Source organism: Thiobaca trueperi, from assembly GCF_004342175.1.
Classification (GTDB): Bacteria; Pseudomonadota; Gammaproteobacteria; order Chromatiales; family Chromatiaceae; genus Thiobaca; species Thiobaca trueperi.
In genome coordinates this window covers 20892-41555 of record NZ_SMAO01000010.1, presented here as the reverse complement: position 1 = coordinate 41555, position 20664 = coordinate 20892, and the positions used below count along the sequence as shown (strand labels likewise).

General features: G+C 60.2%; 17 protein-coding genes. 6 read left to right on the top strand and 11 right to left on the bottom strand.

What is annotated here, in order from left to right:
• Positions 1–3: 3 nt before the first annotated feature.
• On the top strand, positions 4–966 hold the full coding sequence (locus tag EDC35_RS16390) for an HNH endonuclease (protein WP_132978343.1): 963 nt from the start codon (positions 4–6) through the stop codon (positions 964–966).
• A 49-nt stretch (positions 967–1015) separates the two neighbouring features.
• Here EDC35_RS16390 and EDC35_RS16385 read toward each other — a convergent pair whose 3' ends face one another.
• Both EDC35_RS16385 and hemE read right to left on the bottom strand, forming a co-directional pair.
• Positions 1016–2602, bottom strand: a complete 1587-nt coding sequence (locus EDC35_RS16385) for a DUF262 domain-containing protein (RefSeq protein WP_132978342.1) — start codon at positions 2600–2602, stop codon at positions 1016–1018.
• A 601-nt stretch (positions 2603–3203) separates the two neighbouring features.
• Positions 3204–4268 (bottom strand): uroporphyrinogen decarboxylase, encoded by a 1065-nt coding sequence (hemE, locus tag EDC35_RS16380; RefSeq protein WP_132978341.1) that lies wholly within the window; start codon positions 4266–4268, stop codon positions 3204–3206.
• Between the two features lie 464 nt (positions 4269–4732).
• Here hemE and uvrD point away from each other — a divergent pair, with 464 nt between their 5' ends.
• The 3 genes from uvrD to EDC35_RS16365 all read left to right on the top strand — a co-directional run bounded on the left by uvrD (position 4733) and on the right by EDC35_RS16365 (position 9836).
• Positions 4733–6907: a DNA helicase II gene (uvrD, locus tag EDC35_RS16375; protein ID WP_132978340.1), complete on the top strand. Its 2175-nt coding sequence runs from the start codon at positions 4733–4735 to the stop codon at positions 6905–6907.
• 317 nt (positions 6908–7224) lie between these two features.
• Positions 7225–8991, top strand: a complete 1767-nt coding sequence (locus EDC35_RS16370) for a hypothetical protein (RefSeq protein WP_243651751.1) — start codon at positions 7225–7227, stop codon at positions 8989–8991.
• A gap of 59 nt (positions 8992–9050) precedes the next feature.
• Positions 9051–9836 carry a DUF2272 domain-containing protein gene (locus EDC35_RS16365; protein ID WP_132978339.1) on the top strand — a complete coding sequence of 262 codons (786 nt, stop codon included), beginning with the start codon at positions 9051–9053 and terminating at the stop codon, positions 9834–9836.
• 130 nt (positions 9837–9966) lie between these two features.
• On the opposite strand, the gene EDC35_RS16360 is transcribed toward EDC35_RS16365, so the two are convergent.
• Together EDC35_RS16360 and EDC35_RS16355 are read right to left on the bottom strand one after the other, a co-directional pair.
• Positions 9967–10314 (bottom strand): hypothetical protein, encoded by a 348-nt coding sequence (locus EDC35_RS16360; protein ID WP_132978338.1) that lies wholly within the window; start codon positions 10312–10314, stop codon positions 9967–9969.
• A gap of 112 nt (positions 10315–10426) precedes the next feature.
• Positions 10427–10981, bottom strand: coding sequence for a cytochrome b (locus EDC35_RS16355; protein WP_132978337.1), 555 nt, complete (start codon positions 10979–10981; stop codon positions 10427–10429).
• Positions 10982–11292: 311 nt separating this feature from the next.
• On the opposite strand from EDC35_RS16355, the gene EDC35_RS16350 reads away from it, so the two are divergent.
• Both EDC35_RS16350 and EDC35_RS16345 read left to right on the top strand, forming a co-directional pair.
• Complete coding sequence (locus EDC35_RS16350) at positions 11293–12864, top strand: methyl-accepting chemotaxis protein (protein ID WP_132978336.1); 1572 nt, start codon at positions 11293–11295, stop codon at positions 12862–12864.
• A gap of 40 nt (positions 12865–12904) precedes the next feature.
• Positions 12905–13336 (top strand): hypothetical protein, encoded by a 432-nt coding sequence (locus tag EDC35_RS16345; RefSeq protein WP_243651750.1) that lies wholly within the window; start codon positions 12905–12907, stop codon positions 13334–13336.
• 71 nt (positions 13337–13407) lie between these two features.
• On the opposite strand, the gene EDC35_RS16340 is transcribed toward EDC35_RS16345, so the two are convergent.
• The 7 genes from EDC35_RS16340 to EDC35_RS16310 form a co-directional block, all read right to left on the bottom strand.
• Positions 13408–13758: a hypothetical protein gene (locus tag EDC35_RS16340; protein ID WP_132978335.1), complete on the bottom strand. Its 351-nt coding sequence runs from the start codon at positions 13756–13758 to the stop codon at positions 13408–13410.
• 98 nt (positions 13759–13856) lie between these two features.
• Positions 13857–15056 (bottom strand): SPOR domain-containing protein, encoded by a 1200-nt coding sequence (locus EDC35_RS16335; protein WP_132978334.1) that lies wholly within the window; start codon positions 15054–15056, stop codon positions 13857–13859.
• A gap of 241 nt (positions 15057–15297) precedes the next feature.
• Positions 15298–16452 (bottom strand): bifunctional 2-methylcitrate synthase/citrate synthase, encoded by a 1155-nt coding sequence (prpC, locus tag EDC35_RS16330; RefSeq protein ID WP_132978333.1) that lies wholly within the window; start codon positions 16450–16452, stop codon positions 15298–15300.
• A 230-nt stretch (positions 16453–16682) separates the two neighbouring features.
• Complete coding sequence (gene prpB / locus EDC35_RS16325; protein ID WP_132978332.1) at positions 16683–17573, bottom strand: methylisocitrate lyase; 891 nt, start codon at positions 17571–17573, stop codon at positions 16683–16685.
• A 46-nt stretch (positions 17574–17619) separates the two neighbouring features.
• Positions 17620–18336 carry a GntR family transcriptional regulator gene (locus EDC35_RS16320; RefSeq protein WP_132978331.1) on the bottom strand — a complete coding sequence of 239 codons (717 nt, stop codon included), beginning with the start codon at positions 18334–18336 and terminating at the stop codon, positions 17620–17622.
• A gap of 289 nt (positions 18337–18625) precedes the next feature.
• Positions 18626–19642 carry an HDOD domain-containing protein gene (locus tag EDC35_RS16315; RefSeq protein WP_132978330.1) on the bottom strand — a complete coding sequence of 339 codons (1017 nt, stop codon included), beginning with the start codon at positions 19640–19642 and terminating at the stop codon, positions 18626–18628.
• Between the two features lie 74 nt (positions 19643–19716).
• Positions 19717–20532 carry an HDOD domain-containing protein gene (locus tag EDC35_RS16310; protein ID WP_165903460.1) on the bottom strand — a complete coding sequence of 272 codons (816 nt, stop codon included), beginning with the start codon at positions 20530–20532 and terminating at the stop codon, positions 19717–19719.
• Between the last annotated feature and the right edge of the window lie 132 nt (positions 20533–20664).

The following is a 20664-nucleotide window of genomic DNA, read 5'->3' as shown; positions in this document are numbered from 1 at the left end:
CGATTGACGGGTAGAGACCACGAGATTCGTCTGGCGGCTTTTGCCCATTGCGCGCGACTCATGCACGATGACGGCGGGGCGGTTGCCTGGGAGGCGATTCAGGAGGGTTTCGAGTTCGGTGGCGAGCGGGTCTATCTCGCGGGCAAGGCGCGCGGCATTCATCGACCGCGACAGATGAAACGGGGCGTCCTCAGCATCAAGACCACCAAGCCCCGGAAAGGGCGCACCGCCCGTTATGATGACGCACTCGTCGGCGATGGCTATTTTTCCTATGCGTTTCAGGGTGACGATCCCGGCAACCATGACAATACCTGTCTGCGTGAGGCGTTCGCGGATCAGTCGCCCCTGATCTATTTCTACGCGCTGGTGCCGGGCATCTATCAGATCCTCTACCCCTGCTATCTGATGGAATGGAATCCGCACAGCCTGTTCTGTACCGTCGCAATCGGCAGCCAATTTGAATTGGTCCAACCTTCCGAGGTACGTGAGACCGTCGGCCACTATGAGTTGGCGCAACCGTCCGCAGCGCGCGAGCCAACGTCACCCATCGAACGCCGCTACAGCACCATTGAGGCGAAGGTCCGGCTGCATCAGGCCGAATTCCGCGAACTGGTGCTGTCCGCCTACGACCGTCGCTGTTCGGTTTCAGGATTGCCCATCCCGGAACTGCTGCAAGCCGCCCACATCATTCCCGACCGCGACGAACGCGGACAGCCGGATATCACCAACGGCCTCTGTCTTTCGATTTTGCACCACACCGCTTACGACCGAAATCTGTTGGGCATCGATCCGGACGGGCGGATCGTCGTCGCCGAGTCAGTGCTCGGGCAACACGATGGGCCGACGCTGGAGGCGGGGATCAAGGGGTTGCACGGCCAGATGATCCGCCTTCCTCGCCATGACGGGGATCGGCCAAATCGGGATTATCTGGCTGAACGGTTCGAGGCGTTTCGGAGGGTGGGGTGAGTGTATGTAGAGCGTTCAGTCGGTCACGAGAAGTTGGTACCGAAAGTAGTTAACCGTTCTCTAAGTGAGATTGTGCGCATTCAAGAAGTATCTTATCCCTATCAGCCAAGAACTTATCGTAATTATCGTCGAACAAGCTAGCTGGACACAAGGCCGATTTTAATATAGCGTCAAAATCTTCCGGCCCACCGACGCATAAACGTCGGTATTCACTAGGTCGCTTCCTGCTAATCTTGCGGTTGTCTGCTCCACTAATCACTGCAAAATTTGCGAGACAGTTAATCTGGTCGTCTTCGACGGCATTTTCTCTCAGGAACGCTTTAGGAAAGAGATGGTGAAACTCGCCGCGATTGTATTTTTGAAGCACACGGTCTACATCGACTTCTGCTCCACTCAAGAGAGACCGTGGACCTTCGTTAATCAGCATCAAGATAAACGATTTCGTTATGGCAGACGAGAGTTTAAACACATTTCGCGAGAAATAATCATCCCCCAAATCAGTCTGGATATCGTCGAGATTAGACTTTCTTCCATCTTTTAACTTTGTAAATGCTTCTATGTCACGCTGTGCCGTCTTCTTTGGCTGGCTTGTGTAGCGCCTACTGAAACACGAACGCCAGAACCATCTTCTTATAATGCGGTAAGTTTCTGCGCTGTAGGTGACATCTTTGCCATCAGGCTCTGCGAAGAAAACTGCCAACGGAGTTAGCAGGGCAGAGTAAGGTAAACATTTCAGGCCTGCAACTCGTAGTTGCTTTCGAAAGAAATCAATTGCACCTAGAATTCCATTTCGGACTATTGGAAACGATTCCCTAACTCGCGTTCCGTTCAGATCGATCAGGCGGTCTGGACTACTGTCCCCGGTAAGAATCGCCGAGGCACATCGCAAAATAAGACTAGTATTATCACCAACTTCAGCAAAGCCAAAATCCTCTAACTCATCCTTTAACTCACGAAAAGCGTCAATTAGATCGAAGTCTTCATTCCAAGTCCAGGCGCTCAGAAGCTGTAATGTGTCCAGCTCCATCCCTAGACGATTGATTCGCTCAAAAACGATAGCGACACTACTTCGTTCTTCGGTTGTGAGTATTTGTACGGGAATCGTGACTTCTTTGAACCGTGCCTGTAAATCATCGATGGCACGCAAGATTTTAGGGGATTGTGCGAACCGGTCAGTAGCCTGTCGGTATTTTACTGGATCGAACAAGCAGGAAAGTGGGAAGTGCTTATCCAGATCGGGATTCTCTTGCGGAGAAAACAAGGACTCCTGGTAATCATTGTCAGAAACGATGTTGAAATAGATTTCTGGCCACCTCTCTCCAATGGGTTCAAGTTCTGTTTGAAACACGGAAAATATTGACGTAATTCTCTGCTGACCATCTAATACGTAATATACAGGATATTCATCAGGCGCTTCAGGAAGCTTAAAAGAGCCAAGTCTCTTATCACTTGTAAGTCGATTCTTAGTCCGCCAGAAAAGAAGTGAGCCAAACGGATACTGCTTATAGATGCTATCCATCAGGTAAGCAACATGATCAAAGTCCCAGACGAAATCTCTCTGAAAAGACGGGATACGAACAGCTCCCTTCAAAACATCATCGGTGAGCTGCCGAATAGAGAATGCCTGGAACTCCATATGTATCTCCCATTGGTAATCGATTGATCTGCGCGCGTCGGGAACGGTCGCGCTGTGGAACGACATCGACAAACTGCCGGTTTCAGGCCGGGGTCTCCGCTGCCCTCTCCATGCCCTGCACCGCCGCCTGGAGCGGCATCCTGGTCTGCATTTCCATCGCTTTATACAGCGCGGTGTGTTGAGTATCGGCGACATCCCGCTAGACTGTCACCTCTGGCAGCCTAACAGCGACCGGCCGAAATATCGGCTCGGCAATCGGGCGGCAGCGCGTCAGGGATTCTATTTTTATCGCAACAGCCGCATGATCCAGGCCGGCGGCTGGAACGGGCTGTTATAGAGCGATGCCGAACCGCACGGTTCGCTGGCCCTGATCCGGATCAGTCTGTTCAGCACGCCGGGCGCGGAGCGCGTCGTCAGATTCCGGGTACTCGGATCCGGATACTACCGGGCATCGACAGCGCACAAACCGATCCGGTCAGGGCAGCCTAACCCGACATGAGATGCCATGACGTAAAGTCGGGTTACGGCGCGCGTTAAGTCTTTCTGCGAACACTTAAAATCCGTCGCGACACGCGCCTAACCCGACCGACTGGCGACGGGTTCAGACGTGATAGGCGCGGCTCAGTTCATGCACGGCGGCGACCATGGCGCCAGCATTTTCCGGATTCACATCCGGGGTGATGCCGTGGCCCAGATTGAAGACATGACCCGGACCCTTGCCATAGCTGGCCAGCACGCGGGCGACTTCCTCGCGGATCCGCTCGGGCGACGCATAGAGCGTGCAGGGATCCATGTTGCCCTGAAGCGCGACCCGGTCATCGACCATGCGCCGGGCATCGGCCAGATCGGTCGTCCAGTCCACGCCGAGCGCGTCGCAGCCGGTCTTCGACATATCACCCAGCCACTGGCCGCCGTTCTTGGTGAAGAGAATGACCGGCACCTTGCGACCCTCCGCCTCGCGGGTCAGACCCTCGACCACGCGCTGCATGTAGGCCAGCGAGAACTCGCGATAGTTGGCCGGCGCCAGCGCCCCGCCCCAGGTGTCGAAGATCATCGTGGCCTGCGCGCCACGCGCGATCTGCGCATTGAGATAGGCCGTCACGGCGTCCGCCGTCTTCGCCAGCAGGGTGTGCAGCAGGGCTGGCTGATCGAACATCATCCCTTTGATTTTGGAGAAATTCTTTGAGCCGCTGCCTTCGACCATGTAGGTCGCGAGCGTCCAGGGACTGCCGGAGAAGCCGATCAGGGGCACACGTCCGTTCAATTCGCGCCGGATGGTCGAAACGGCGTCCATCACATACTTGAGTTCGCCTTCCGGATCGGGAACCGCGATCCGTTCGACATCTGCCGCCGTGCGCACCGGACGCTCGAAATGCGGTCCCTCGCCTTCGGAAAAATAGAGTCCCAGGCCCATGGCGTCGGGCACGGTCAGGATGTCCGAGAAGAGGATGGCAGCGTCCAGCGGAAAACGGTCGAGCGGCTGGATCGTGACCTCGCAGGCCAGCTCCGGGTTCTTGCAGAGATCCATGAAACTGCCGGCCTTGGCGCGGGTGGCGCGGTACTCCGGCAGATAGCGGCCAGCCTGGCGCATCATCCAGACCGGAGTGTAATCAACAGGTTCACGCAGAAGCGCACGGAGGAAAGTATCGTTCTTCAATTGGGTCATGGATCAGTGCCCGAACAGAGTGTAGTGAAAAACCCGAAATGGTCGAGCAGCGGATTATACGACGGCGCGAGGCTTCCGGGGTCGATCGTCGGGGCGGCTCTTTGGCTTCAGCGGCAAGATATTTTTAACACTTGAAAATCAGTGATTTATGAATGTTGATAACCTGTGGAAAAGGCTGTTGATCAACCTGTGGATAACTTGTGCGCAATTCAGCAGGCGTTTTCCCGGCTGATTTAACCACAAGTTATCCACAGCCTTACCCACCTGCCAGAATCACGTAACCTTTTATTTATATTCATGTTATCGAAACAATTCAGTTATCCACAGGGCTTATCATTACTATCTTTTCTTAAAAAAAGATAATAATTGGATTCAGCCGCCAGCATCGCAAACGCCCTCCCCGGTCGATTGACTGATCGACAAACAGATAGGGTCAGGCTGTCTGAGATTGGTAGAATCCGCCGATGGACGTTTCTCACCTTCTCGATTCTCTCAACGACGCCCAGCGCGAGGCGGTCTCCGCCTCACCCGGCAGTCTCCTGGTTCTCGCTGGCGCCGGTTCAGGCAAGACACGGGTGCTGGTGCATCGCATCGCCTGGCTGGTTCAGGTCGAGCGTGCGCCTGCGCGCTCGGTGCTGGCCGTCACCTTCACCAACAAGGCGGCGCGCGAGATGCGCGGACGCATCGAGGAGATGCTCGGCGAGCCGGTCGGCGGCATGTGGGTCGGCACCTTTCACGGTCTCGCCCATCGCTTTCTGCGCGCCCACTGGCAGGACGCCGGATTGCCTCAGCATTTCCAGATCCTGGACTCGGACGATCAGTTCCGTCTGATCAAACGCATCCACAAGGCGATGCAGCTCGACGAGGCGCGCTGGCCGCCGCGTCAGGCGCAGACCTTCATCAACCAGCAGAAGGACGAGGGTCTGAGGCCTCAGCATCTGGATGCCGGCGGGGATTTCTTTCTCGACAAACTGATCGCGATCTACCGCGAGTACGAGTCGATCCGCACCCGTGGCGGTCTGCTCGACTTCGCCGATCTGCTGCTGTCCACGCTCGAACTGCTGCGCGCGCGCCCGGACATCCTGCATCACTACCAGGAGCGGTTCCGGCATATCCTGGTCGATGAGTTCCAGGATACCAACGCCATCCAGTACGCCTGGCTGCGTCTGCTTGCCGGACAGAACGACAACCTCTTTGCGGTCGGCGACGATGATCAGTCGATCTATGGCTGGCGCGGGGCGCGGGTTGAAAATATCCAATTCTTCCAGCGCGATTACCCCACTACCCGCACCATCCGGCTGGAGCAGAATTACCGCTCGACCGGCAATATCCTGGCTGCCGCCAACGCCCTGATCGCCAACAATCCGACCCGCCTGGGCAAAAACCTCTGGACCCAGGACGGTGCCGGCGAGCCGATCCGTCGTTACACCGCCTTCAACGAGGTGGACGAGGCCCGTTTCGTCATTGAGCGCATCCGCAGCCATGTCGAGACCGACGGTTATCGGCGCGATCAGTGCGCCATCCTCTACCGCACCACGGCCCAGTCGCGGCTGTTCGAGGAGGCGCTGATCCAGGCGGGGATGCCCTATCGCGTTTACGGTGGGCTGCGCTTCTTCGAGCGCGCCGAGATCCGCGATGCGCTGGCCTATCTGCGTCTGCTCGCCAATCCGAACGATGACGCCGCCTTCGAACGCGTGGTCAACACCCCGACGCGCGGCATCGGCGATCGCACGCTCGATCTGCTGCGACAGCAGGCGCGCGAGTCCGGCCTCTCGCTGTGGCAGGCGGCGCTGGATCTGACCGCAACCGGTGCGCTCGGGCCACGGGCCAGCGGCGCCCTGCGCGCCTTCCTGAACTTCATTCAGGAGCAGGCCCAAACGAACGTCGGCGTGGCCGTGTCGGAGACCGCCCGGCGGCTGATCGAAGCGGCGCAACTGCCCGATTTCTACCAAAAGAACAAAGATGGAAAAGGTCTGGATCGGGTCGAAAACCTGGAACAGTTGGTGGAGACCGCTGCGCGTTTCGAGCAGGATCTGAGCGACGAGGATGACGATGCGCTCGGCGCCTTTCTCGCTCATGCCGCGCTGGAGGCCGGCGAATCCCAGGCCGACCCCTTCGAGGACAGCGTGCAGCTCATGACCCTGCACAGCGCCAAGGGACTGGAATTCCCGCTCGTCTTTCTGGTTGGGGTGGAGGAAGGACTCTTTCCGCACAGCCTGTCCGCCGAGGATCCCGCCCGGCTCGAAGAGGAGCGCCGACTCTGCTATGTCGGTCTGACCCGCGCCATGCGTCGGCTCTATGTCACCCACGCCGAGAAGCGCCATCTCTACGGACGCGAGGACTACCCCGCACCCTCACGCTTTCTGCGTGAGATCCCGCCGGAGCTGGTGGAAGAGGTCCGTGGCGGCGGCATCGCTCGCAAGCCGGTTGCGGCGGTGATCCCGCGCAGCGTCGCGACCGCCGCGCCGGTTGTTGGCGGTTTCAGACTCGGACAGCGGGTCAGTCATCCCAAATTCGGCGAAGGCGTGGTGCTCGCCAGCGAAGGCAGCGGACAGCAGGCGCGTCTTCAGGTCAATTTCAAAGGGGCGGGAGCCAAATGGCTGGTGCTGGCTTATGCGCGTCTGGAGCCGGCTGGCTGAGTGGCGTCGTTTTCAGGTGATTTTCGGTAAAGTTCGTACCTGTGACCGGTATTTGTAAGGATTTTCAAGCCACTTTGGCGTAGTCAGCGTTCAACGGCTCTTCGTTGTCGTTGTCGTTGTCGTTGTCGTTGTCGGCCATCGAATTTTCGATTACGACAACGACAACGATCAGAGACGATCTCGGAACCTCTGCGCTGCTGCGCTTTAATCCTGTCTCAATCAAAACATTGATCCAGGTATCCTGTTCCCTGAAATCACCTTAGGCGGTTGAGACGACCCAAACATTCACTCAAATTGCTCAGGAGGCGGTTCCGCCGATGCCAATGCCGCATATTCCGGTATTTTTGTTTCGCGTCACCCTGTTGCTGGCGAGTCTCGTGACCGCTGATCAAGCGGTGGCAGCGACGGACTGTCATGCAGGTGACGCCGTGCGGATCTGGACCGCGCCGCAGCGCCCGTTGCCTGGAGATCCTTTTGAGATCATGGCGGTCGCCACCGACGCAGATCTGGATGAACTCCTGCTGACCGATCCCGGCGGGCGTCAGACCAGCCTCAGAGGCACGCGCAATGGCGGGCCGCCCTGGAGTCTCTACGGCACACTCTTTCGCCCCAGCGCCGGGGTTTACCGGATCGATGCCATGCGGAACGGTCGGCTCGCTGCCTGTCGCGAGGTCAACATCGGCGGCGGTGGAGAGCGGCAGGGCAGCGGCGAATGGGATCCGGCGACCCAGGCATTCTATGCGGCCTGGATTGAACATCTGTTCAACGCCCCGCCCGAGCAGTCATTGAGCTTCGATTCGCTCGGCCCGCTGCTGCGTGATCCCGAGCGCAACATGCTGTTCAATTATCTCGGCGCGGGCGAGGACAACCGGCTGCCCGCCGATCCTGACTGCGCCGATCTGGCCTATATCCTGCGCGCCTATTTCGCCTGGAAACTGGGTCTGCCGGTCGCCTATCGTCCATGCAGCCGGGGTAGCCGCAACAGTCCGCCGCGCTGTGAGGCACCCATGATCGACAGGCGTTTTGCCAGGGCGCCCGCTTCGGCCCAGACCTTCCGCGAGGTCAGCCGGCGCATCATGGACACGGTTCATTCGGGCAGCGGTCGCACCGCGCTGCATGACGAGTCCAGCGATTTCTATCCGGTGCCGCTGACGCGCGAGGCGCTGTGGCCGGGAACGCTGTTCGCCGATCCCTACGGTCACGTCATGATCCTGGTCAAATGGGTGCCCCAGCGCCCCGGACAGCCGGGTCTGCTGCTGGCGGTCGATGCCCAGCCGGACAATTCGGTCACGCGCAAACGCTTCTGGGAAGGCACCTTTCTGTTCACCGAGACGCCGAGCGCCGGGCCGGGCTTCAAGGCGTTCCGGCCACTGATCGGCGGGCGTCTGCTGTCCAACCGCGCGCTGGATGGCGCGTCCGGTCTGCCGCCCTATTCCACCGGGCAGGCCGGACTGGCGCCGGCTGATTTCTACGCCCGCCTGGAGCAGCTCATCAACCCCGATGGACTCGATCCCGAAACGGCCTATGAATCGACCCTGGCCGCGCTGATGGAGCAGCTTGAGACCCGCGTGACCTCGGTGGACAACGGCGAGCGTTATGTGCGCGCCAACCCGGCACGCATCGTCATGCCAGGTGGCCCCGCCATCTTCGAGACCATCGGCCCCTGGGAGGACTACGCCACCCCGTCGCGGGACATGCGTCTGCTGATCGCCATGAAGGTGCTCGCCGGACTGCCCGAGCGCATCCGCCGCTATCCTGAACTCTATGTGCTGCGCGGCGACAGCCCTCAGAACGCCGCCGCACGCATCGAGCGGCTTCATGAGCAGCGTCTCGACGAGCGGTTTGTGACCTATACCCGCAGCGACGGCAGCCCCTGGCGCCTGAGTCTGCGTGACATCGTGGAAGATCGTCGTGAGCGGTTTGAAGTGGCTTACAACCCCAACGATTGCGTGGAGCGCCGCTGGGGTGCGTCACCCGAGACCCCCGATTACGCCACCTGCCGTCGTCAGGCGCCAGCCGACCAGCAGGCGCGCATGGCGGAATACCGCACCTGGTTCCGCGACACGGTCAGACCACCAAGATAAGGCGGTCATCCTGTTTTCATTGGCTATCCAAACGTCTGGAGCCTTCAAGGAGAGATCCTGTGCCAACTCGAACCATCCTCCCGGCATGGCCCAAAGGCGTTGTGATCGGTGCGCTCTCTCTGCTCCTGGCAGCCTGCGGAACCGCGCCCGAGCAGCCCGGTACCGGCGTCGCCGGGCGTTGGGCCGGGCGTCCCATCGGTTCGCCGCCCGCGCCCATGCCGGCGATCAGACAGGCGATTCTTTCCAGCGCCATCCGGGAGTGGGAATTCTTTGGCCGGCAGACCGTGATCCTCAGGAACACGGAAGAGAGCATTCCGCATGTCGGCGCCTGGGAAGACGATGGCGGCATCTACAGCAGCCGCGTCAACGCTTATTGGCGCGCGGTCGGCGAGCCGGGGCTCGACGGCATGGATTGTCAGTCGCCCTGGTCAGCCGCCTTCATCAGTTGGATCATGAAGAGTGCCGGCGTCCCCGAAAGCCAGTTTCCACCGGCAATCGCCCACTGGGTTTATCTCGCCAGAAGCATCGAGGCGGCCAGCGAGCCGGGGCGCTGGTTCGTGCCCCGGCGCGTGGCCGATTACAGCCCCCGTCCCGGCGATCTGGTCTGCGCCTCGCGGGGTGCGTCGCGTTCAGGCATCCGTGATGGCGACATCAGCGCCAGCCAGCTCCAGGGTCTCAGCAGCCATTGCGACCTTGTGGTCAGCCACAGCGGGCGGACGCTGGATGTCATCGGCGGCAACGTCCGCAATTCAGTCTCCCGCACCACCCTGGAACTGGACACTCAGGGCCGTTTGCAGGTCGTGCCCAGACGGCCCTGGTTCATCATTCTGGAGAATCGGCTTTGAATCGCGCCCATTGCGGTATGCGATGTTTTTGGATTGAACAAACCTTGGCACGCAAACGCCCTGCCCCGGCGTGTTCAGCCGGGGCAGGGCGTCGGGACTTCAGCGGTTACAGCGCTCTCAGGACAGGCCGTCAATCGTCGCAGGATTCGTCATCCCATTTTTTTGCGTCGTAACCCAGAGACATGGCGGCGGTCTGCTCTTCGGGACTCAATTCAGACCATTTCTTGTCTTCGGACGCCGGCTCGGCATCATCGTCGTCCGTGTTCCAGTTGGCGGACGTCCAGCCCAGTACCGCCCAGGCGCCCTGCTCCGTTGCGTTCAGATCATCGAATTTCAGTGTTGACCAGAGACAGGTGTCGGTACTCGCATCGCGGATTGCTGGCGCGGTCTCATCGGCTGCACCGCTAACCAGCGGCATGGTCAGCGTTGCAGCGACGAAGGCGCTCACCATGAATTGCCTGATGGTTGTTGTCTGCACGTCGAACCTCCTGCGTCATGTTGGTTGGACGGGAGCCGGAACAGAACTCCCGACTTGATTCTGGCACGCCTCCATGATCCGCGCCAGCGACTGACGCGGTTCGGAAAGTCGGTCAGGCCCGCTTGCCCCAGGGCAGCATGCGCTCCAGCGCGCCGTCGCGGAGGATGTACTGATGCCAGATGGCGGCCACCACATGCAGAGCGACCAGCGCGTAAAGCGCAAGCTCCATCGGCTCGCCGTGGAGGATGTGCATGAGATCGTTGATCCAGGGCGATTCGCCAAGGAGCGAGGGCAGTGGGGTGCCAAAAAATTCGGCCACGCGGCCTTTTGACACCACGCGCAGATAACCGGAGATCGGAATCAGCAGAGTGGCGAGATTGAGCACCAGATGGGTCAGTTTGGCGACCGTCTGCGTCCATGCGACGCCGGGAAGGGGCGCGGGTTGGGGACTGACACGGGCCCAGAGGATGCGCGGGATCACGACGAGAAACAGCAGAATGCCAAGCGAGATGTGGAGCTTGATCCACCAGACGGCGCTTTCCGAGGCCTCGGGCGCTGCGACGTGGAGCTTCTGGGTCACGATGAGACCGATGATCAGTGCCGCCACCAACCAGTGGAAGAGCTGCGACAGCAGGTTATAGCGTTGCAGGGAAGGATTCAGGTTCATGCAAAGTCACCTCATTGCGGTTGAAAAGACCGTTATGATCGCACAGGAATTCGCAAGCAGCGTGCATTGATCAGATGCACGGTGGCGCTGCTTACCGCGTGCGGAGCATGACTTCATGATGTCGCCAGGTTCCTGACCGATCGCTGACAAAGTCTGGGGTTGATCATGCGTCTGCCCTGAAAAGCGGTGGCGCGCACTCTACGCGCCTCGTGGCTTGAGTTAATATGCGACCACGTCATGGAGACGGGATCGAAACGTATCAGGACCCAGATCACACCACGCCACCAAGCAGACGCGATAAGGCTGTCACCATGAAGATCAACCTCCCTGTGACCAACCGGGAAAACGATTACTCCGATTCACTGATCATCGTCTCCACCACCAACACCAAAGGCATCATCACCTACTGCAACAAGCCGTTCATCGAGATCAGCGGTTTCACCGAGCAGGAGTTGCTGGGGGTGAATCACAATCTCGTGCGTCATCCTGACATGCCGACGGCGGCCTTCAAGGATCTCTGGAGTACGGTCAAGAAGGGCAGGCCCTGGCGCGGCATCGTCAAGAACCGCTGCAAGAATGGCGATCATTACTGGGTGGATGCCTATGTCACCCCGGTCTATGAAGGCGACACCCTGGTCGGTTATCAATCGGTGCGCGTCAAGCCGACCCGCGAGCAGATCCAGGCGGCCGAGCGTCTCTATGCGCATATCCGCGAGCGCAAGCTGGAGGATCTGCCTAAATCGATCATCCCCCAACTCAATCACCGCGCCTGGTTGACCGCTGCCTTCGGTCTGATCGGACTGGGCGCGCTGGCGGCTGGCTGGCTGAACAATCTCTGGATCGGTCTGGGAACCCTGATCGCCGCTCTGAGCCTGGCGCAGGTGAGTGCTGCGACCATCTTCAATCCGATCAAGGAAAGCATCACGGCGGCCAAGAAGATCGCCAGCGGCGATCTCAACTTTCCGATCCATGTCGATAAAAACAACGAAACGGCCGAAATCCTGCAAGCCATCAAGATGCTCCAGTCGCGTCTGGCGACCGTCATCGGCAATATCCAGGAATCCGCAGAGGGTTTGGCGGTGGCAGCCGGTCAACTGGCGAATGCCAGCACGTCCACGCACCATCTGATGGAGCAGCAGCATCAGGAAACCGACATGGTGGCGACGGCCATGAACGAGATGTCCGCCACCGTCGCCGAGGTGGCGCTCAACACCACGGCCGCTGCGGATGCGGCCCATCAGGCCAGCGCCGAGGCCCAATCCGGGCGCGCCATCGTGCGTCAGAGCGTGACCGGCATCGAACAACTGGCCGATGGGGTTTCCGAGGCCGCCGAGGCCATCGGTCGTCTGGGCGAGGAGTCGGAGAATATCGGCAAGATCCTGGATGTGATTCGCGGCATCGCGGGGCAAACCAATCTGCTGGCCCTGAATGCCGCCATCGAGGCGGCGCGTGCCGGCGAGCAGGGTCGCGGCTTCGCCGTGGTCGCTGACGAGGTGCGGGCGCTGGCCCAGCGTACCCAGGAATCGACGCAGGAGATCCAGTCCATGATCCAGCGTCTACAGGAAGGCGCACGCAGTGCTGTGGCTGTGATGAAACGTGGGAGCGAGCAGGCGGAGCAGAGCGTGCAGTCGGCAGGCGAGACGGATCGTTCACTTGATTCGATCACCCATTCGGTTGACCGCATCAACGACATGAATGCGCAGATCGCCACGGCCGCCGAGGAACAGAGCGCGGTGGTCGAGGAGATGAACCGCAATGTCGAAAGCATCCGCCATCTGTCGATGCAGACGCTTGAGAGTACCGACACCGTGGTATCGGCCACCGGTCATCTTGAGACGCTCGCCGGACGCCTGACCTCACTTGTCCACCAGTATAAAGTCTGAGCCACCGGATTCGGGTTGGTGGAGCCTGATTGCAGGGCTTGTGCTGGTCGCTGTGATCACGCTGCTGGCCCATTGGCTCTGGCCGATCCTTTATCCGCAACCCGTGCAGATCGCAGATCGTGACCCCGGCTGCGATCTGCGCTCAGGCGCCTGCATGGCGCGCCTTCCGCAGGGTGGCGCAGTCAGTTTCGAGATTGGCCCCCGCACCATCCCGCTTCTTTCGCCGCTGCGGCTCGATGTGGGGATTCAGGGGCTTGATGATGTGCGTGCGGTTGAGGTGGATTTTGTCGGGGTTGAGATGAATATGGGCTTCAATCGGGTTGCACTGACCAGGATTCAGGCCGGTCATTACACCGGACAGGCAACGCTGCCGGTGTGCACAAGCACCCGCATGACCTGGGAGGCAAGGGTGCTCATACAGACCCCGGATGCCCTGCTGGCTGCGCCCTTCCGTTTTGAAACAACCCGTTAAACCGCGTCCAGAGCGACATGCGTATCGCACGGGGCGCGGTTTGGATTCTGTCTGGGAATGCCCGGATGACGCTATCCATCCAGCGCGGCGAGTTTTGCCCGCAGGGTGGCGATTTGTTCACTCAACTCACGCAAAACGCTGATTTGATTCTGAAGGAAATTGATTTCCTCCGTCATGCGCAGCGTGCTTTGCGATTTCTCGCGTCGATCACGCAAATCGGCCAGCGCCAGCTTGAGTTCGAGCGACCCCTGTTCGCGACGTACCACTAATTGACGCATGCTGGCCGCATTGGTGTCGGGAACGGGTCGTTTGTCGGCGTTGGCGCCATAGACCCGGTCAAGGATCTGGTCCAGGTCGCGATCAAAATGCTTTGACGTTTCTCGAAACATGAATGTGGACCCCGGCGACGCGCAGGCTGGCATCGGTAATTCAGGTGATTCGAGTATAGATCGCGTTTTTAATCTCTTGAACCGCGCCGACTCCGACAATCCTTGAGTCTACGGGGCCGATCCGCAAAACATCACATGTCGCTCTGGGCGCGGTTTAATACGACAAGCGGGGTCTCCGGATCCAACCTGCGCACCCAGACATCCAGTCCGCTCAGTCCGGCGGGAAGACTGGCGATGGCAGCCATTGCGGCCTCGCGGTCGGCATGCAGGCTGTAAATGAGCGCGAACCAGGGGCGACCGCGATAGGTTTCCTCGCGGTAATAAATCACCCGGGATGACAAATCGAAACGATCCAGGAATGTCTGGAGCGCGTCGAGTGAGTGGAAACCGATCAACTGCAGGGCATAGGGCTGATCGCCGACCAGGATGCGTTGCGGAGTGGGCACCGGCCCGGCGTTTGTGCCGACTGCCTGATCATTCTGATCATTGGTTGCAGTCTGCTCCGGATCAGGCGTGTCGATCAGTGGCGCTTCAGCAGGTGGCGTTGACGGAGCGGGAGACTCTGTGACAGCCGTCGCAGGCGGTGGATCCGCAGTGGCCGGGGTCATGCCGATGGCGTCACCGGCTGTCGTCAGACCATCTTCATCAGCGACCTGGTTGACGGTGGTTTCTGTCGGGCCGGATTGCTCGCCGATCTGAGACGGATCGGCGGGGATGGCGGCTGGAGCCGGTTCCGGTGGTCGGTCCAGGGTCGCCAGAGAGGCCGAGATGGCCTGAATCGATGCGGACAGTCTGGACAGACTCTCATGAATCAGCTTCTCTTGATTCAGTTGATCCGAAGACGGCGCTCGCTGCTGTTCCAGTGCGATTCTGAGCTGAGCGATCTCCTCGCGCATGTCCTGCTGCGCCGCGTTGAAACGGACGTGGAACAGAGCCAGGATCACCCCGATCACGACGCCACAGACCAGCAGGGCGGCCGCGCCGAACCACCCCTGGCGTTTCACGCGCACGCTCATCTCGCCATACTGGGTCTGCCAGGCGCGCTGAAGCCGCATGTCGGCGCAACGACGGTCATCATCGACATCGCCGATGCGTTCGATCAGGGCGCTTTCGGCAGACTGCAGGGCGCTCTTTTGCCGCGCCAGTTCGGCGACGACCTGGGCCATCAGGTTGCCCTGGGTCGCCGGGCAAATCTGGAAGTCGGGGCTTCCCCTGGTCGCATCGGTATCCGCGAGAGCGGCGTCGGCGGGTGCGGTGTTCGTTGCTTCCGCAGCACCGGTTGGCGGCGTCAGGTTGGGAGCGGACGCATCCAGTGGTGATGTGGGCGTCATATCCGTGTTATTTGCCATAGACAGGACACCCAATGCTGGTGGACAGGGTTTGCCCCATCAATCCTCTGATGTGGAGGCCGAACCCAGGATCATGGATCGATATTCGTGGCACAAGAATATCGACCCGATGTCTTTTGTCTACCTCTAAACTGCGTCCCGGGTGACCGGCGTCATGTCGAGTGAGGACCGGCCTGCGACGACTGGTGACGTGCGGTGAGACGCGGTTCAGGTTAGAGCCTGATCAGCGACGGTCGATCGGCGCCCACTTGCGGTTTTCGGGGCCGATGTAGTTGGCGCTCGGACGGATGATCTTGTTGTCCTCGCGCTGTTCGATGACGTGGGCGGTCCAGCCGGTGGTGCGCGCGATCACGAAGATGGGCGTAAACATGGCAGTCGGAATGCCCATGGCGGCATAGGAGACGGCGGAGAACCAGTCGAGGTTGGGGAACATCTTTTTCTGATCCCACATGACGGTTTCCAACCGCTCGGCGACCTCGTACATGCGGGTGTCCTGGTTCAGCTCGGACAGTCGCAGCGCAACGGACTTGATGACCTTGTTGCGCGGATCGCTCACGGTGTAGACCGGATGGCCGAAGCCGATGACGATCTCCTTGCGGCCAACCCGTTCGACGATGTCGGCCTCGGCCTCGTCGGGGGTGTTGTAACGCTGCTGAATCTCGCAGGCGACTTCGTTGGCGCCGCCATGCTTGGAGCCGCGCAGTGCGCCGATGGCGCCGGTGACCGCCGAGTAGATGTCGGAGTTGGTGCCGGCAATGACCCGCGAGGTGAAGGTCGAGGCGTTGAACTCATGCTCGGCATAGAGGATGAGCGAGGTGTGCATGGCGCGCACCCATTCGGTCGAGGGGACTTCGCCGTGCAGCAGATGCAGGAAGTGTCCGCCGATGGTCTCGTCGTCCGTCTCCACGTCGATGCGCCGGCCGTGGTGCGCCCAGTGATACCAATAGAGCAGGATGGAGCCCATGCAGGCGATGAGACGATCACCGATGGCGCGGGCGCCGGCATAGGGCATGGCCTCTTTCTCGGGCTCCAGGGTGCCCAGGAGCGAGGTGCCGGTGCGCAGCACATCCATCGGGTGCGAGGCGGCGGGAATCTGCTCCAGAGCCAGCTTGAGGCCGGCCGGGAGACCGCGCAGGCTGCGCAGACGTTTTTTGTAGGCGGTCAGTTCGGCGCGGTTGGGCAGATGGCCGTGGATCAGCAGATGGGCGATTTCTTCGAACTCGGCGTGGTCGGCGAAATCGAGGATGTCATAGCCGCGATAATGCAGATCGTTGCCGGTGCGTCCCACCGTACAGACGGCGGTGTTGCCGGCGGCGGTGCCGGACAGGGCGACCGATTTCTTCGGCTTGGGCAATTGGCTTTCCTGGTTGTCGCTCATCGTTCATTTCTCCTCAGTAGGGTCTGGGATGCCGCAGATGTTGATTCTGGACGGGCATTTGAACCGCAAAGGCGCAAAGGACGCAAAGAAATAAGGTGCGAAAAGACATGATCCATCCTTCGCGTTCTTTGCGTTCTTCGCGGTTCAGCGGTGCTTTGGGTGATTTCCTGAAAACAATCTACTTGAAGCCTTGACTCTGGTAGAAACTTTCCCGGAAACCACCTTAGTCGTTATTCCTCGGTTTTCCCTTGCGCAAACAGCGCATCGAGTTTCTGCTCGAAGCTGTGATAGTCGAGATAATCGTACAGCTCCATGCGGGTCTGCATGGTATCGACCACGTTGGCCTGGGTGCCGTCGCGGCGGATCGCCTGATAGACGTTGAGCGCGGCCTTGTTCATGGCGCGGAAGGCGGACAGCGGATAGAGCACCAGCGAGGCGCCGGCCTGACCCAGTTCAGTGGTGGTGAAGAGCGGTGTGGCGCCAAACTCGGTGATGTTGGCCAGGATCGGTACCTGGACTGCCGCGCTGAACTGTTCGTATTGCGCCAGTTCGGTCATGGCCTCGGGGAAGATCATGTCCGCGCCCGCCTCGACGCAGGCCACGGCGCGCTCAATGGCGGCCTCGATGCCTTCGACGGCCAGCGCATCGGTGCGCGCCATGATGACGAAATCATCGGTACGCGCATCCACGGCGGCCTTGACGCGATCGACCATCTCGGCCTTGGAGACGACCGCTTTGCCGGGACGATGGCCGCAACGCTTGGCGGCGACCTGGTCCTCGATATGACAGCCGGCGGCCCCGGCGCGGATCAGTTGCTTGACCGTGCGGGCGATGTTGAAGGCGCTGCCCCAGCCGGTGTCCGCATCCACCAGCAGCGGCAGCTCGGTGGTGTAGGTGATGCGGGTGACGTCTTCCAGCACGTTGTCCAGGCTGGTCATGCCCAGATCCGGCACCCCGTAGGAGCCTGCCGCGACGCCGCCGCCGGAGAGATAGAGTGCGCGGTAGCCGGTGCGCTCGGCCATGCGGGCGTGATAGGCGTTGATCACGCCCACCACCTGCAATGGATGTTCTTCCTGGACGGCAAGGCGCAGTCTGGCGCCGGGCGTGGTCTTGTCAGTCATCGTTTCGCCTCGTTGTTGATCAGTGCGCAGCAGGGTGCGCCGGTTCTTAATGTCTTGATCTGAATGTGCTGACGGATTGCCCGCTGTTCTCGGCGACCAGTCGCCGCTCGACGGCCCGCCGCGAGAGGCGGATATGGCGGCGCATCAGCCATTCCGCCAGTTCGCCGTCATGTTCCGCGATGGCGTCGGCGATGAGTTCGTGTTCCTTGATGGCGTCGCGAACCCGGTCACTCTTCATCCCGAACTGGCAGCGGTACATCCGCGCCAGGTGATAAAGATCATTGCAGAGGATGTCGATCAGCCGGCGGTTGCCGCTACCCTGAACAATCCGGAAGTGGAAATCCAGATCGCCTTCCTGCTGGAAATAGGTCTGTCCGTCCCGCGCGACCTCGCTGCGATGCTGCGCCAGCAGTTGTTGCAGATCGGCGATGGCGGCGTCTGACATCTGTTGCGCCGCCAGCCGTGCGGCCATGCCTTCCAGTGCCTCACGGATCACATAGATCTCCAGCAGTTGATCGCTGGAAAGGGTGATGACCCGGGCGCCGACATTCGGTTTGCGGTCAACCAGGTTGGTTGATTCCAACCGCCGCATGGCCTCGCGCAGCGGTCCCCGGCTGATGCCGTAACGCGCCGCCAGCACGGGCTCGCTGATCTTGCTGCCGGGCGGAATCTCGCCTTCCACGATTGCCTGCCTGAGTCGGTCGAAGATCCGGTCGGCGATGGTCGCACTGGTATCGGAGACATCGTCGGCTGAAACAAACATGCGCTGATTGTCGACAGATTATCCTGAATGGCTGCATAAATTAGCGTTTTTCTCGCTAAAGTCAAGGCTCAATGTCGACAATGTGGGTCGGCATGCATCCCTGGCGGCCTGTTCAGATCTGTCTGGCGGGCGGGGTGTGCTGCGGATGGATTGCCGGGATCGGGTCAAATCGAGCTGGTGCGTCCGTGCAGATGTTCCGCGACCGTCTCAGATCGTTGTCGTTGTCGTAATCGACTTGCGGATTTTCGATTACGACAACGAACGGTATCGGGACTTCCAAGGTGCCGCACTAAACGCTGGCGGTTCCGCCCGCGACCGGCAGACGCTGATTTTCTTTCAGCAGATCCAGCTTGCTCGATTGATCACAGCGACACAGGATCCGACCAAGCGGCGACATCGATTCCAGCGGTCCCTGTTCGGCCTTCTCGCCAATCGCCTGAATCACGTTCTCGGGAAAGCCCCATTCCGCGACGATGCGGTGTGAAAAATGCCCGGCATGAAGGATGAGTGACCGATAGAAATCCCAGGCGTGCGGGATGTCATGCGCCTCTTTGCCCGACATCTGATCCATCAGGCGCAACCCGACCATCACGCCCACATTGACCACGAGCCCGGACAGATAGGCCGCAAAGGCGTCCAGCTTCTGTTTTTCGGCCAGATCGTGACAGGCCAGGGCGCACAGCTCGGACTGACCCCAGAGGCGTGCGCCGGCACGCTGGGTCATCTGCCCCGAGCGCAGATTGAGGATGGGATAGAAGGCCACGCGCGCGATGAGCTGATTCAGGCCATTCTGGCCCAAAAGCACCACGGCCTGTTCGATGCTGGCAATTTTCCGGCTTCTTCGATAATAGGGGCTGTTGGCCAGCCGAATGACTTCGCCAACCAGCACCGGATCCTTCGCAATCTGCCGCGCCAGTTGGGCGCTGGTCATCTTCTCATCTTTCAGACTGTGCATGAGCTGCGGGATCACGGTGGGCAGGCGCGGCACCAGGTGGGCGTTCGATTGCTGTCCCCTGACCATCTGTTCGAAGTCATGCAGAACAGACTGCTCGAATGCGTTTGGCGGCTGTTCAACGAGGTCGTCGAGACCGATCAGCCAGGCATAAAAATAACGATCGACATCGAACGTCGGCGCGTCAAGGTCGGCGACAGACCGATCAGGGACTTCAGGCTCGCCATTTTCTTCCGCTTCCTCTCCCGTCTCTGTCCCGGCGTCATCGATCTCAGGGTTCACCGGTTGATGAACCAGCGCATCCGCGTGCCGGGCCGAAAACAAACGATCCGCCCATTTTGTGATGAAACTCATGTCCGCTCTCGTTGAGTCTGAAACTCGAAACTCAGTATCACGCTCTGGACGCAGTTGAGCGTCGGGCTTGCCGTTCAGCCGGTCATGGTCGTCTCGATTTCGCGAATGTCTACGGCATCGTCAAAGATCTCCAGGGTTCCGCCCGGACTGATCGGCCCCGGCTTGAGCCTGTGATACGCCGGCAGCCTGTCGAGCGGCGGCAACCCGTTCGCCGCGCCATCGGTCAGGAACCGCACATGCCAGGTGGCGAGCAGGACGACGTCCGCCAGATCCGGCTTGCTCTGATCGTCGCGGAGCCAGTCGTGACGACTGCGTGCCACCTCCAGCAGCTCATCGTCGAATCCCCAGGATTCCAGAAGCGTCACACTGATGCGGGCGCTGAAGTCCTCCGCCAGTTCATGGATGATGTCGCTGTTGTCCAGTGTCTCGGGATGTTTTTCCAGTCGAACATACAACAGTGGCAGACCGATTTCCTGGAGCAGCCCGGCCAGGAGCGCGCGATCCGGGCTGATGCGGCGGCACTGCTTCGCCAGCACCGCGCTCAGAGCGGCGCGATGTGCGCTGTCTTTCCAGGCCGTCTGAAGCAGTGTGCGCAGCGTCGGCGTTTTGTGGCGAAACATCGCCCGCAGCGAATAGCTCAGACAGAGATTGCGGGTCATTTCCTGCCCGAAGAGCGAGACGGCGCGTTTCAGATCCCTGGTTTCGCGCCAGCCGCGATAGAGCGAGCTGTTGGCCATCTGGATCAAATGCGCCGAGAGTCCGGCATCGGTCTGGATGATGCCTTCGATGGTCGCCAGGTCGCAGTTGGGATGCTGCATGGCGCGGCGGATGCGCAGGGCGACGTCCGGCAGGGTTGGCAAATGCGCCTCGCCGGTCTCGATTTCATGCATGATTTTGGTGTAAATCCCCAAACCACTCAGCATCGGTCGGTCCCCAGTCAGTCGGTTGATGTCGGGCGTGAGGTCTGGATGATGCGGGTGGATTCATCATATGGCGTGAAACCGCGTCTCACCGAACATCGT